Genomic DNA, 13,274 nt, shown 5'->3' on the forward strand with positions numbered 1-13,274 from the left:
CATGATAGAAGGAGACGGATATATGAAATTGATAGAACAGTCGACACTGACTTTTTCACCGGACCATAAACCGGCGGGCACATGTAAGCCGGGTGAAATCGTAGCATTTCACTCTATGGACGCTTTCAGCAATGTCCTTGTCAGCGAGAAGCAGATGGGTTCAGAAATTCCCCTGGAAGAGTCAAACCCTACGGCGGGACCGCTGTATGTAGAGGGCGCAATGCCGGGAGATGTTCTTGCCGTAAAAATTCTGGATATCGCCTTGGAGCCTCAGGGCGTCATCGTCACCTGTCCGGATTTTGGACCCCTTTGCGATGAGATAGAGGAACGGACAGCCTTCGTGAAGGCAGACCGCGGCAACGCCTATTTTAAAGGCGTGTCTTTTCCATTAAATCCTATGGTCGGCACCATCGGGACAACCCCTGCGGATGGAGAAATTCCATGCTTTTGTACGGGAAAACATGGCGGCAACATGGACTGCAAGCAGGTAAAACCGGGCAGTACCATCTATCTGCCGGTCTTTACGGAAGGCGCGCTTCTGCAGATTGGAGATCTTCACGCAGCCATGGGAGACGGAGAAATTTGCGGAGCAGCCGTTGAATCGGCAGGCACGACAACGGTAAAAGTAGATGTCATTAAAAATACCCACTTAGAGTGGCCGCTTCTTGAAACCGACGAAAAATGGTATGTCAATGCCTGCGGCAATAACTATTATGAGGCGCTGACAGAGGCATGCAGGGAAATGCGCAGGCACCTGCAGAGAGTGACAGACTGGGATAAAACGGACATTTTTATGTATCTTTCCATGCAGGGAGATGCGGAAATCAATGCGTCCTACTGCAGCTCATCGGATATTCCTACAGCTGTCAGAGTCGGTATTCCAAAGGCGATGAATATCAGATTATAGGAGGAAAGGATTATGCAGTATCATTTACCTGCCAATAACATGTATGGCGATAAGCCCATTTCCATTGACTTTCCAGAAAACTGGGAAGTGCATATTTCGGAATTTGCAGGGTATCGGACGCCAAAACTTTCGGAGGAGGAAATTGCGGATAAAATTCATGCCTCCATCGGGACGGTGCCGATTTGCGAAGGTGCAAAAGGAAAGAAAAGCGCGGTGATTATCATAGATGATATTACAAGACCCACGCCCTGTGAAGCGCCTGCAAAGGCGGTCATCAGGGAATTGCTGCAGGCAGGCGTGCCCAAAGAAAACATATGGTTTGTAGCGGCACTGGGCACTCACGGCGTCATGTACCGAGAACATTTTGTAAAGAAACTGGGTGAGGAACTGGTCAGCGATTTTGAAATTTACAATCACAATGTGTTTTTCAATCATATCTTTATCGGCAATACAAGCAACAACGTACCGGTAGAAATCAATGCAGATGTGATGGCCGCGGAATATAAAGTCGCCATTGGAACGACCATGGCGCACAGCTTTTTTGGATTCAGCGGAGGCGCAAAGTGTATTTTGCCGGGAGTCGCATCCATGCGCACCATTACGGCGAACCACAGTTTTACTACGCTGAATGAGTTTAACATGGGAAATCCAAAGACAAAAATGCGTTCGGACGCCGAAGAGGCGGCAAGAATGATGGGCCTGGATTTTAAAATCGACGTGGTACTCAATGGAAAGGCGGAGATCTGCGAGCTTTTTGCAGGGGATTTTGAAGAGGAATTCAAGGAAGCCAATGTCTATGCGGCAAAGCACTATCGGGCTGCCTTTGTCCCGGACTGCGATGTGGTGATTGCCAACAATCATTTTAAACCTGCCGAAGCAAATTGTGCCTATACCCCGGAAACCAAAGCATCCTTAAAGGATGGGGGCACCTATATTCTGGCTGCAAATACGCCTTTCGGCCAGTGTGTGCACTTTCTTTACGACAGCTGGGGACACTCTGAGCCGGGCGGGATGATGTGGTCCGGATGTTACCCAAAGGAGACCAACTATGAAAAGTCAATAGTAAATTGAAAAAAATTTTTAAAAAGTTTTGGCTAAAGCAGTGCATAACAAATAAAGCATCGAATGAGGTGCTTTGAAAATTTAATATAGTTGATAAGCAGGAACTAATCTAAATCAAAGACAAGATTATCTGTCATCATTTTATGGATCACTCTCACCAGCTTGTGTGCAACATGACCAAGGGCATTGTAGTGGCGCCGCCCCTGTGAGACTTTCAAGTCGTAATAGGCTTTGAATGTTTCATTGTGGAGCGTAAGCTGCCATGCTGCATTGATTAGTGCATAGCGCAATAGCTTTGAGCCGCGTTTAGACATTCTGGTTTTCGCAGCGGTAAATTTACCGGACTGGTAAACTGAAGGATCTAAACCGGCGTAAGCCAGGAGCTGGCATGGCTTTTCAAATCTGGAGATATCACCGATTTCACCAATAATCATGGCACCGTTGAGGTTGCCGATACCCGGAATAGTCTTAATTACAGAGTCCATGTTATCCATGATTTCATTGATAGAAGCTTCTACCCTGGAAATTTGCTGCGAATACATTTCAATTTGTTCAATGGATTGCAAAATCTGCAAAGATAGTGTATCATCATTAATACCGACGGATTGCGATGCAAGCTCTTTCAATGCGATAGCATGATTTTTAGTGTAGTGGCCCATAGAGGTCTTTTTCAGCAGGTTTGATAACCGCGTGAGATGCATTTTTGCAATCCTGTCGGGATTAGACTCGGTTTTCAGGAGCGCATAACAGGACTTTGTATGGATTCCAGACTTAAAGAAAAACTGGAGTTCGGGAAAGATAAGGTCCACATAGGATACGAGCTGAATTTTAACCTTTGTTCTTGCTTTCATCAGTTTCTGGCGAAAGCGGCAAAGGTTTTTTAATTGCAAAGAATCATAATCACGCTTTGAAAAACAGCGGTAATTATGTAGAGACAATGCTTTGATGATGAGAAAGGTATCTACGGAGTCGGTTTTTGTTTTACGAATGTTAGACTTACGTAAAGAAGCGGTCTGGATAGGATTGATGATACAGACCTGAAAATCTCTGCTAAAGAGAAAAGAAGTCAGGTTTTCTGCATAATGGGCAGTAGACTCCATTCCAATAAGAAGTTGTTCTTTGGGATAGGAGCCGATGCAGTTAAGCAGTAGTTGAAATCCGGCACGATCATTCGTAAAAGGAAATGGATCTGCAAGGATTTCACCGTCAGAGTGCATGACGCAAGCATAATGTGTTCGTTTGGCGATGTCGATTCCAACATAAATCATAAGAAACCTCCTAAATGAATAATCACTGTGTCTGTCCACATAGTTTTATCATCATAGACTTGCGTGAAATGAAAACTCAAAGGCTTATCCAACTATAAATGATTCAGATAAAACTGTGGCAATACACTCCTTCAAATAGTCGAAGCTATAAAAGAAAGATAAAAAGTCCACAGTGTTACTAACGATTATATCAAAATTGAGAAGAAAGGAGCGTATTGATGTATTTGGACTAAATACATCATACAAGAAGAATATGGAGCAGGCTATCGTGTTTGCAAGCCATACCATAAAGGGCGCAAGAGACGCGTGGTACATCGATGAACGCTCAGGGGCAGTATATGTAAAAACCTGGGACGAGATTCTTTCTCGTATCGACGATGGAGCGCCGAAAAAGGTGGTTGTTTATCCTAACGCGGAAGCGCATATATTGGACAATTCGAAGGATTTCTATAAAAAAATGGATTGAATTTGACAGATGAAAGGCTGATGCAGATGCTTTTGCATCACTTTATGTAATGCAGGAATATCATAAAAAACTGTCATAAAAAACCATTCGTATCTTTCAAAAGAAAGCTGCGGATGGTTTTTGTTTGTCGATATACTGATATGTTCTGCAGGAAGTGTCTTCTAAGCCTATTTTGCGCTGATTGCATCGTTAATCATAGGTACGTTGATCTTGCCCAAATGCTTCTTCATGGCATCCTCGGCAGTCTGAGCGCTGCGATGCTCGATAGCGCTGATAATAGCCTCGTGCTCTTTGTAGATGTTCTCGATGGAGTCTCCTTCAAAGTAAGAAAGACGGACGCTGCGCTCGATGAAACGATCCATGAGATAGGACAGGTTTTCCATAGTATTGTAGAGCAGGGTATTGCCTGCGATACGCACGATTTCCAGATGAAAGCCACGGTCAAAGACTGCCTTTGATGAAGCGTCTTCTGCTGCCATCATCTGTTTCAGATTGCTGCGAAGTGCAAGGATGTCCGTAGGAGAAGCAGTATCAGCTGCTTTGCGGACGGCAAAAAGTTCCAGGCAGCTGCGCATCTCGTAAAGCTCCTGCTGGGTGCCGTGGCTTAGTATGAAGGAAAGAGACAGAGGCTCAAAATAGCTGGACTGGATATTGTTGACGATGAAGTTGCCTCTTCCGTGCTGTCGTTCCACCAGACCAAGCATTTCCAGGGACTTCAGCGCCTCCCGAAGGGCAGGGCGTCCAATGCTGAACCGTTCTGTCATTTCCCGTTCCGGCGGAAGTTTGTCGCCTTCGGAAAGCTCCCCGTCCAAAATCATCTGCTGAATGTGGCGGATGACCTGATCTGAAAGCTTTTTGTTTTCGCTTGTTTTTTCATTTATGTATTCTGCCATGGAAGTTTCCTCCTTATGAAGCTGCGGGAGCGAGGCTCACAACTGTAATGCTCATTTCTTCTATTGTAGCGGAAACAGCAGGAAAAAGCAATGAAAGAAAAGTACATAAATACGGCAAATGCAAGAAGATGCAAAACGCGAAACGAAGCCCATGAAGGTTGGAGATGCACCATTTTGAGAAAAAAATGATGTTATGGTGCGCTTTACTCTGATGCAAATCTGAATTCTGCACCAAATGCCCTGAAAATAAGGGGAATGGTGCGCGTAAGCGCTGAAAATACAGAAGAATTATCGTAAGTCCCTATGATTATGGAAAATTCTTACATAAACTGGAAGCAGAGTCTGCCAGGATTATCTAGTTTATTCCAATAAAGCCATTTATTTTAAACCTTGTACAATAGAATCTGCACCATGACACCTTATTTTAACGTATATGGTGCAGATATTGCTTATAACCTTTAAAAAAGTGCACCATTTAGTCCATTTTTGAAGAAAATGGTGCAGCAAGAAGATTGGGGGCTTATCTCACTTTTTCGCTGGCAAAGGTGTCCGCATATTTCGTTGTTTTACTGTGAAAAAAGTATTGCAAAGAACACAGAATTATTGTACAATACAAGTGGTAAGACCACTTTGAAAAATATGAAAATAAATCTATGAAAAGCAGCGCTGACCGTGAGGCGTGCAGAAGAAAAGCGAAAAGGCCCGGTCGGCTGCTGTGAAAAGACCAAATGAGGAGAGAGATACATGAATATTCTCGTTTTGATAAAGGAAGTACCTGACATGGAGAAGGTCAGGTTTGACAGCGAGCGAGGCGTAGTGGATAGATCCTCTGCGCCGGCGGAAATCAATCCCTTTGATGAGAGCGCTCTGCAGGCGGCTCTGGAGCTGAAAAGAAAGTACGGCGCTCATGTGACAGCCATGACGATGGGGCCGCTGCGTGCAGAAAAGACACTGCAGGATGCTTATGCAAGAGGCGCCGATGAGGGCATTCTTCTTACTGACAGAGCTTTTGGCGGTTCAGATACCATTGCCACTTCCAAGGCCCTGTCTGCAGCTGTCGCTGCAGGAGATTATGATCTCATTTTGTGCGGTGAAAAATCAGTAGATGGCGATACAGCCCAGGTAGGCGCTGAGACTGCGGAACTTCTCGGTATTCCCCATGCCTATTATGTGGATTCTATTGAACTGACTGATGAAAAGACTGTGCGAGTGTCCATAGAAAATCTGTGCGGCAGTCGTCAGATTCGTACCATGTACCTGCCGGCTTTAATCGGTGTGACGAAAAACATCGGAAAGCTCCAGCTGCCGACGGTGGACAGGAAGCTGGAATCCCTCACCGCAGATATACGTAAAATCGGTCTTTCTGATCTTCCGTCTCTGTCGAAAGAGGACACAGGATTTGCGGGTTCCCCAACTAAGGTTGCCTGCATTGAAGTGCCGAAGACCGAGGAGAGAGAAAGCCGGGTATTCAGAGAAAAGCTTCCGGATTTCATCGATTTGCTGAAGAAGGAACTGACGGAAGGGGGTGTCAGAGTTGGATAAGATGATATGTGAAAACGAATACAAGGGCATACTGATTATCGCAGAAATGGAAGGCGACCATATTCACAGAGTTGCCTTTGAACTGTTATACAAAGGACGCCAGCTGGCAGAGGCTGCAGGGGAAAGTCTTTCCTGCCTGCTGCTGACAGGCTGCGAAACCGATGCCTCCGAGCTATGTCTCAAAGGGGCAGAGCAGGTCTACGTGATGGAAGATGCGTGCTTCGCACAGCCGGAGGAAAGACTCTTTGCGGAGAACATCGTCAGCTTTATCAGGGAGCGCCGACCGGCCACGATTTTGATCGGAGCGACCCATCTGGGAAGATCTCTGGCGCCGAGAATGGCAGCGGCTTTGGAAACTGGTCTTACCGCAGACTGTACAGAACTGAAAATCGCTGATGACGGAGCGCTGGAACAGATTAGACCGGCATTCAGCGACAACATTCTGGCTCACATCAAGACGATGAACAGGCCGCAGATGGCTACGGTCAGATATAAGGAGTTTCAGGAGGCGACGCTTTGCGGAGGAGCAGAGATCCGCATCGAAAAGATACAGCCATATGTGAAAGAGCATAAAGGAGTGAAAATCGAAGAGATTATTTCTACCTGCGATGTGGATATCACTGACGCAGAGGTGGTCGTGGCAGGCGGCCGCGGCATCCGAAAGGAAGAGGATTTGCAGCTGCTGCAGGAACTGGCAGATGTGCTGGGCGGCAAGCTTGGCGTATCCCGGGCGCTGGTAGATGCAGGCATGGCGGCCAGCAGCATTCAGGTTGGCTACAGCGGAAACAGAGTAAAACCAAAGGTGTACATCGCCTGCGGTATTTCCGGTGCGCCTCAGCATATTGCCGGCATGAAGGACGCGGATCTGATTATCGCAGTCAATAATGACCCGTCCGCACCGATTTTCAATATTTCCGATTACGGTTTTGTGGGGGATCTCTATGAAATCGTGCCGAAGCTGACGGAGGCATTTGCAGCCAAAGCTGACAGAAAGGACAGGTGATGCAGTATGAAATATAATCCAATCACAAAAGAAGTGACAGAATGTCTGGTTCAGGCAGTAGGTGAGGATTTTGTCATTACCGGAAGGGAGCGGACGAAGGCTTTCCTGTACGACGAAGTGGAGATTACTTATCGGCCGGCTGCAGCGGCAGACTCGGTGGTGGTCAAACCGGCAAATACAGAAGAGGTTGCGGCTGTGGTGAAGATTGCAGATGCTATGACCGTGCCTGTGGTAGTGCGGGGCGGCGCTACAGGCCTTGCCGGAGGGTGCACGCCGGTAGTCGGCAGCATCATCATCTCTACAGAGAGGATGAACCATATTTTGGAAATCGACGAGGAAAATATGGTTGCCGTGCTGGAAGCCGGCGTTACCTTGATGGATCTGCTGGAAGAGCTGGAACATCATGATGGTCTCAGTTTTCCGGTCCATCCGGGAGACGAGGGAGCCCAGATGGGCGGCATGGCTGTGACCAACGCCGGCGGAGCCAGAGCTGTGCGTCACGGCGTTATGCGCAAACACATTCTGGGTGTTACCGCGGTGCTTCCAAATGGAGAGATCCTGGAGCTGGGCGGCAAACTGATTAAAAACAATGCCGGCTATAACCTGACCCAGCTGCTTTTGGGAAGCGAAGGCACTCTGGCTATTGTAACGAAGGTGATTTTGAAGATTTTTCCAAAGGATAAGGCGACTGCTACCATCGTAGCGCCTTTTGAGAAAATTCAGGATGCCTGCCATGCGGTAACGGACATTTTAAAGAGCGGCTACACGCCTCTGGCCGTAGAATATATGGATAAGCGTCTCTTTGTGGACACAGCAAAGATGCTGGGTCTTACGTGGCAGGCAAAGGACGGCAGCGCTGACCTTCTGATTATCCTGTCGGAGCGGACGGAACAGCAGCTGTACGATGCTGTAAAGGCAATTAATGAGATTTGTAAGGCGAACAAAGCGCTCCCGTGTCTCTTTGCGGGCAAGGACAAGGAGCAGGAGGAACTGCTGCTTGTTAGAAGCCAGCACTATGAGCTGATCAAGGATGAAATCTGCGATTCTTTCGACATGGCGGTGCCTGTATCTCACGTATCCGATTTCATTCTGCGGCTGAAAGAACTGGTGGCTGAATACCATACAGGAACTAATGTTATCGCCCACATTGCCGATGGCAACGTGCATAACGACATTCTGTATCTGCCGGACGGATCTATTCCAGACTATGCGGAGGAGTTGAAACACAAGATGTATGACATCTGCTACAGCTATGGCGGCACGGTGACCGGCGAGCACGGCATCGGAAAAATCCGTGTGGAAGAGTTGAAAGCGCAGAAGCCGGCAGCGGAACTGGCACTGATGAAAGGCATCAAAGATGTCTTCGATCCGAAGGGAATCATGAACCCGGGGGCGCTGTTTGCTGCGGAAGCATAAGGGCATAAACGACAGAAATACACAAATGCGGGGAAAGGACCGGAACACTGTAAAGCAGGTGATTCCGGTTCTGTTTATGTGCGCCGGATAATAGGTGTAGTGCTTCTATTCCAAAGCAATTCAGCAAACGCAACCCAAATGTTACATTTTGAAACCGGTACGCCACTTGCGCAGCTTCCGGATTTGCGGTAAGATAAATCCATAAAAACAAGGAGGCGTGCGATGGAAATTGGAAGTAAGATTGCGCAGGCGCGAAAAGAAAAGAATTTGACCCAGGAGCAGCTGGCGGAACTGATGAATGTGACGAGACAGACGGTATCCAGATGGGAGCTGCAGACGGCCTATCCTGAAATGGAAAAAATTGTGATGCTTTCTGACATTCTGGGTGTAAGCTGCGACTACCTTTTACATGATCATATGGAGGCAGATGCCGGGCATGACAGCAGAAAAACTGCGAGGAAACCTGTGGTGACCAGACTTCTTCGGGAAGCGGCAGGGAAACCTGTAAAAATCACGTTTACAGACGAAGACATAGATTTTGATATCAATAATAAGACGTGCAGGATTTTAGACTTTGACGGAAGCTGGGCATATATTGAATATCAGAATGGAAAGAAAACAGAGACGAAGCTGATTCAGATTGCTTCCATCTCTTCGATTAAATTTGAAAGGGAGGACAAGTGATGGAATATTTTGGTGTTTTAGGCTTTATCTTTGGGCTCCTTGCCTGGTTTAATGTTTCCGCCCTTTCAAAGCGGGTCAGAAAACTGGAAGGAATTTTGAAAGAGGAAGGTTATGTCGATTCGGAAAAAGAATCCCTGCGGGAGATTCTTGCAAAGAATATCGGAAAGCATATCAAGCTGGAGCTTTCTGATGAGGCGGCGGACTATGGGTATGCGGTGGAGAAAAAGGACTGCGTCCTTTTAGACGCCGATGAGGATTGGGTTAAAATTAGGCTGAACAATAAAAAGCAGGAGGAGTACCTCCTGCGTATTGATGCCATTGAAAGCGTACAGTTTATAGAATCATAAGTCGATGCCGATGTCGTTGTCAAGAATTTGACCGAAGGTGATGGAACTGTTTCCGAATTTTTTTCGGATATCGTCCATAGTCCGCTCGATGGATTCACCTTTTTGACGGGTTTCTGCCGGCGCATCGAAAAGAGAAAGCTGTTCCTCTGCCGTTTCGTCAGTGAGATTGATGGCGGTCAGGGTCAGAAGCCGAATGGGATCGGAAAGTCGCCAGGAGGAGCCAAGAAGCTCCAGGGCGGCTTTTTTTAAATCCGCGGCAAGATTGGTCGGCTGAGGCAGCTGCTTCTGACGGGAAATCGTTTTAAAGGCAGGATCTTTGATATCAATTTTGACGCCGAAACATTTCATCTGATATTTACGCAGCCGGCTTGCCACCGTGTCGGAAAGGCTGGTCAGCGCTGTGGTGATGTCTTCGATACCTGTCAGATTGCGCGCAAAGGTGATGCCGTTGCCCACGGATTTGATTTTTTCCCGCTGGTTGTAAAGGCAGACCGGGCTGTCGTCAAGACCGTTAGCATAGCTGTGCAGCAGCGGTCCCTGCTTCCCCAGAAGGCGTTCCAATGCCCTGGGATCTGCCGCAGCCAGATCACCGATGGTGCGGATGTTAATGGTCTTTAGCTTCTCTGCTGTGGCAAAGCCGACAAAGAACAGTTCGCCGACCGGTTTTCCAAAGAGGAGCGCGGGATAGTTCTGCCGGGTTAACTCCGTAGTAGCATCGGGTTTCCTGTATTCGCTGCCCATTTTTGCAAAGATTTTGTTGTAGGAAACACCCACTGACAGGGTCAGACCCAGCTCCGATTTGATACGGTGACGAATGGTGTCGGCGATCTGTCTGCCACTGCCAAAGAGTTTCTGGCTGGCTGTGACATCAAGCCAGGATTCATCGATGCTGAAAGGCTCCACCATATCGGTATACTCCAGATAAATTTTATTGATGCGGTCGCTGTATTCCTTGTATTTATCGTGGTGAGGCCGCACAAATTGAAGACCCGGGCATTTTTTCTTTGCCTGCCAGACGGTTTCTGCGGTAACAACGCCTGCTGACTTTGCCAGCTGATTTTTGGCGAGGACAATACCGTGTCTGCCTTCAGGGTCGCCGCAGACAGCAACGGGCATGTTTTTCAGGTCGGGTCTTGACAGAAGCTCTACTGAAGCATAAAAATTATTCATATCGCAATGTAAAATAACTCTTTCCATATTTTTATTTTACCATACTTGACAGGTTACAGACAGAGTTAAATCTAAAAATTTTTCTGCCATGTCATTTCACAGTCTGCCTCTTTTGTGTCTTCATCCATTCCTTTTGCTGCAATAGTCAGACCCTCCCGCAAATAGAAGTTCACTGCGCGCTGATTCTTTTGGTAAACGTGCAGGGAGAGGGCAGGATGGAGTTCCTTGACGAAATCCAAAAGGCACTTTCCAATCCGCTTAGAGCGATATTTTTTGTCGACAAAGATTCCGGCGATATAATCGTCCATCATGCCGACAAATCCTTGTATTTCCTGATTCTGCTCGTATACATAAACGTCTGCTTCCAAAAGCTGCTTCTCCACGTTCGGGTATTGAGACCGCCAGTAAGTCTCCGGCACAAACCAGTGGGCATCTATATTGGAATTGAGCCAGATTTCCATCACGCGGCTTGCGTCTTTGCTTTCAAATTTCCTTATCATGTTTATTTACTCCTTTTTCTGTATTTCATTTGGAATTGTTACATTGAAAAAGGACAATAAAAAGGGACAACTCGTTATTCTGAGTTATCCGCCGCTTGTTTTGCGCCTATAAAAACACATAGGAAACTATATAGGCACCCAAATAAAAACTGCCTATAACAGAAAGTCAGCCTGAATGATTTATCCGCAAAACAAGTACAACAAAAAACTCATCATAACCGTTAGATGAGAACAAATATTTTATTGCCCTTCAATTAGCGAATAAACGACATCAAGCCACCTCCCTTTTTATTAACTTCTTATTACTCTAACATAGCAATAAAGGAAAAGCAAGGCGATATTCTTTTTCGGTTTTATATTTCCTTCAAATAACAATCACAATTATCCAAGGGAGATATGCTATACTGTAGATAATAGATTTTATTGGAGGACTTTATGGGAAATATTATGGTTTGCGTCACCAAACAGAAAACCTGTCAGCGGCTTATCGACTATGGAAAGTCGCTGCAGCGTGCGGGGGATGAGCAGATATTCGTAATTCATATTGCGCCGGAAAACGAAAACTTTCTAAACAACAGCCAGGAAGGCGAGGCGCTGGAATTTCTCTATGAGAAAGCGAAGGATGCAGGCGCGCAGCTGACTGTTGAACGGTCACAGGACGCGATCGGTACATTAGCAAAGCTAGCAGAAAAGAACTACGCCGATCGAGTGATTGTAGGAGAGGCGCCAGAGGGACAGCGAGAAGGCAGTTTTCTTGAGAAACTTGCGGCACGCCTGGGAAGAGAGGTGTCCCTAGAAGTTGTGCCCGCGGCGAGGATGTAAGCAGAGGGGTGAAGATGGGCTCCACATTGACAACGTTGACAAAAAACGTGATTCTGTTAATTTTGTCAACGTTTTCGGTGAAAAACTGTGACAAACTGGACATTTTTCTAGAAATCTGTCCAATTTGTCAATGTTGAAAGTAAAAATAGACGTTTTTTGAGGGCGAAAATCTTGATTTTGTTGACAGAATCGACGAAAATCGGAAATTTGTCAACGTTGCCATACCGCAGACTGCTTATCGCTGCTTGTCTGCTATGGTTTGTGCTGAGCTGTTTCTTGACTTTATTTCCGGCAGCCAGTATAATGTCTAGAGTATAGAGTTGGACAAGGAGGTCTTCTTAGTTGAGAATTATTACTGTAATCGCAGGCATTCTGCTTACTTTTCTAGGGGTATTTTCTGTTGCAAATGCCGGATTATCATTTCTGTCACTTGCATTTCCCATTGGAATTATCCTGATGTTTGTTGGACTTGTGGAATGTTTTGTATATAAGAGAATTAGAAACGATGTAGATGCAGGGCATTGGGTGCTTATCGACGGTCTTACCACATTTATTTTAGGTATTGTAGTTTTGACCGGACGGCTGGCAGCAGATATCGCAGTACCCGTTGTATTCGGAATGTGGAGCATGATTTCGGGAATCAGAGGCTTTTCCGTGCTTGCCTTTGAGACTGATACCAGAGAGAAGAACATTGATTTTTACTGGGCGTTTAGTGTGAGCCTTTTGAATTTGGCGATTGGTATCTACGCATTTTTCAATTCGTCTATGCTGCATTTATCCGTGCTGATGATTTTGGGCATTTGTTTTGTGGTGCAGGGCGCTAATGTGATTAAAATTGGCTTTGACATTGTATACAGCAAGCCGGATCTGATCAAGACTAAGGATGAGAAGATTGCAGAGGCGGAGGAAGCGGCAAAGGAAGCCAAGAGAGAAATGAAAAAGGCGATTAAAAAAGCCAGAAAAGCGCGTAATGCCGTGAAAGAAGCAGAAGAAGCGAAAGAATTTCATGAGATAATCAGTGAGCCGATTGGGGAGACTAATATACCAGAGGATGATAAAACACTGTAGTATGCAGACGGGGTTTCTCGAAAGATGAGAAATCCTGTTTTTTATGACCTAACCCGATGAAAGCAAGTGTCAACGCGGCTTGAATCGCAGGTAGGTCAAACGCGAGGCTTTCCCGAGAGAACGAAT

At 46.3% G+C, this 13,274-nt stretch carries 14 protein-coding genes; 10 read left to right on the forward strand and 4 right to left on the reverse strand.

The annotated features are described in order from the left end of the window. Positions 1–22: 22 nt before the first annotated feature. Both D1155_RS13460 and D1155_RS13465 read left to right on the forward strand, forming a co-directional pair. Positions 23–907 (forward strand): acetamidase/formamidase family protein, encoded by an 885-nt coding sequence (locus D1155_RS13460; protein ID WP_160202937.1) that lies wholly within the window; start codon positions 23–25, stop codon positions 905–907. A 12-nt stretch (positions 908–919) separates the two neighbouring features. Then, positions 920–1,978 carry a lactate racemase domain-containing protein gene (locus D1155_RS13465; protein ID WP_160202938.1) on the forward strand — a complete coding sequence of 353 codons (1,059 nt, stop codon included), beginning with the start codon at positions 920–922 and terminating at the stop codon, positions 1,976–1,978. Positions 1,979–2,073: 95 nt separating this feature from the next. On the opposite strand, the gene D1155_RS13470 is transcribed toward D1155_RS13465, so the two are convergent. Beyond that, on the reverse strand, positions 2,074–3,237 hold the full coding sequence (locus D1155_RS13470; RefSeq protein WP_160202939.1) for an IS110 family transposase: 1,164 nt from the start codon (positions 3,235–3,237) through the stop codon (positions 2,074–2,076). Positions 3,238–3,490: 253 nt separating this feature from the next. On the opposite strand from D1155_RS13470, the gene D1155_RS13475 reads away from it, so the two are divergent. After that, entirely contained in the window at positions 3,491–3,703 is a 213-nt protein-coding gene (locus D1155_RS13475) for a hypothetical protein (protein WP_207709533.1), read from the forward strand. A gap of 167 nt (positions 3,704–3,870) precedes the next feature. Here D1155_RS13475 and D1155_RS13480 read toward each other — a convergent pair whose 3' ends face one another. Beyond that, positions 3,871–4,596, reverse strand: a complete 726-nt coding sequence (locus D1155_RS13480; protein ID WP_160202941.1) for a FadR/GntR family transcriptional regulator — start codon at positions 4,594–4,596, stop codon at positions 3,871–3,873. A 744-nt stretch (positions 4,597–5,340) separates the two neighbouring features. Here D1155_RS13480 and D1155_RS13485 point away from each other — a divergent pair. The 5 genes from D1155_RS13485 to D1155_RS15615 all read left to right on the forward strand — a co-directional run bounded on the left by D1155_RS13485 (position 5,341) and on the right by D1155_RS15615 (position 9,588). Next, positions 5,341–6,138 (forward strand): electron transfer flavoprotein subunit beta/FixA family protein, encoded by a 798-nt coding sequence (locus D1155_RS13485; protein WP_160202942.1) that lies wholly within the window; start codon positions 5,341–5,343, stop codon positions 6,136–6,138. A gap of 1 nt (position 6,139) precedes the next feature. Further along, positions 6,140–7,141, forward strand: a complete 1,002-nt coding sequence (locus D1155_RS13490) for an electron transfer flavoprotein subunit alpha/FixB family protein (protein ID WP_160202950.1) — start codon at positions 6,140–6,142, stop codon at positions 7,139–7,141. Positions 7,142–7,147: 6 nt separating this feature from the next. Next, positions 7,148–8,557, forward strand: a complete 1,410-nt coding sequence (locus tag D1155_RS13495) for an FAD-binding oxidoreductase (protein ID WP_160202943.1) — start codon at positions 7,148–7,150, stop codon at positions 8,555–8,557. A gap of 222 nt (positions 8,558–8,779) precedes the next feature. Beyond that, entirely contained in the window at positions 8,780–9,241 is a 462-nt protein-coding gene (locus tag D1155_RS13500) for a helix-turn-helix transcriptional regulator (protein ID WP_160202944.1), read from the forward strand. Next, a complete protein-coding gene (locus D1155_RS15615) occupies positions 9,241–9,588 on the forward strand; it encodes a hypothetical protein (protein ID WP_201759605.1) in 348 nt (115 codons plus the stop codon). The genes D1155_RS13500 and D1155_RS15615 overlap by 1 nt, the downstream gene beginning before the upstream one ends. Here D1155_RS15615 and dinB read toward each other — a convergent pair. Together dinB and D1155_RS13515 are read right to left on the reverse strand one after the other, a co-directional pair. Further along, positions 9,583–10,785 (reverse strand): DNA polymerase IV, encoded by a 1,203-nt coding sequence (dinB, locus tag D1155_RS13510; protein ID WP_160202945.1) that lies wholly within the window; start codon positions 10,783–10,785, stop codon positions 9,583–9,585. The two genes, D1155_RS15615 and dinB, sit on opposite strands and share 6 nt — an antisense overlap. A gap of 44 nt (positions 10,786–10,829) precedes the next feature. Further along, on the reverse strand, positions 10,830–11,258 hold the full coding sequence (locus D1155_RS13515; RefSeq protein WP_160202946.1) for an N-acetyltransferase: 429 nt from the start codon (positions 11,256–11,258) through the stop codon (positions 10,830–10,832). 435 nt (positions 11,259–11,693) lie between these two features. Between D1155_RS13515 and D1155_RS13520 the strand changes: the two genes are divergently transcribed. Further along, on the forward strand, positions 11,694–12,080 hold the full coding sequence (locus D1155_RS13520) for a universal stress protein UspA (protein WP_160202947.1): 387 nt from the start codon (positions 11,694–11,696) through the stop codon (positions 12,078–12,080). A gap of 342 nt (positions 12,081–12,422) precedes the next feature. After that, complete coding sequence (locus D1155_RS13525) at positions 12,423–13,148, forward strand: DUF308 domain-containing protein (RefSeq protein WP_160202948.1); 726 nt, start codon at positions 12,423–12,425, stop codon at positions 13,146–13,148. The last annotated feature ends 126 nt before the right edge of the window (positions 13,149–13,274 follow it).

The organism is Anaerotruncus sp. 80 (assembly GCF_009936115.1).
Taxonomy (GTDB): Bacteria; Bacillota; Clostridia; order Peptostreptococcales; family Anaerovoracaceae; genus Senimuribacter; species Senimuribacter intestinalis.

Bases quoted from the DNA above. Each gene is read 5' to 3' on its own strand.
- D1155_RS13460 (WP_160202937.1), top strand. From the start codon at position 23: ATGAAATTGATAGAACAGTCGACACTGACTTTTTCACCGGACCATAAA.
- D1155_RS13485 (WP_160202942.1), top strand. From the start codon at position 5,341: ATGAATATTCTCGTTTTGATAAAGGAAGTACCTGACATGGAGAAGGTC.
- D1155_RS13475 (WP_207709533.1), top strand. From the start codon at position 3,491: ATGGAGCAGGCTATCGTGTTTGCAAGCCATACCATAAAGGGCGCAAGA.
- D1155_RS13500 (WP_160202944.1), top strand. From the start codon at position 8,780: ATGGAAATTGGAAGTAAGATTGCGCAGGCGCGAAAAGAAAAGAATTTG.
- D1155_RS13495 (WP_160202943.1), top strand. From the start codon at position 7,148: ATGAAATATAATCCAATCACAAAAGAAGTGACAGAATGTCTGGTTCAG.
- D1155_RS13490 (WP_160202950.1), top strand. From the start codon at position 6,140: ATGATATGTGAAAACGAATACAAGGGCATACTGATTATCGCAGAAATG.
- D1155_RS13480 (WP_160202941.1), bottom strand. From the start codon at position 4,596: ATGGCAGAATACATAAATGAAAAAACAAGCGAAAACAAAAAGCTTTCA.
- dinB (WP_160202945.1), bottom strand. From the start codon at position 10,785: ATGGAAAGAGTTATTTTACATTGCGATATGAATAATTTTTATGCTTCA.
- D1155_RS15615 (WP_201759605.1), top strand. From the start codon at position 9,241: ATGGAATATTTTGGTGTTTTAGGCTTTATCTTTGGGCTCCTTGCCTGG.
- D1155_RS13465 (WP_160202938.1), top strand. From the start codon at position 920: ATGCAGTATCATTTACCTGCCAATAACATGTATGGCGATAAGCCCATT.
- D1155_RS13515 (WP_160202946.1), bottom strand. From the start codon at position 11,258: ATGATAAGGAAATTTGAAAGCAAAGACGCAAGCCGCGTGATGGAAATC.
- D1155_RS13470 (WP_160202939.1), bottom strand. From the start codon at position 3,237: ATGATTTATGTTGGAATCGACATCGCCAAACGAACACATTATGCTTGC.
- D1155_RS13520 (WP_160202947.1), top strand. From the start codon at position 11,694: ATGGGAAATATTATGGTTTGCGTCACCAAACAGAAAACCTGTCAGCGG.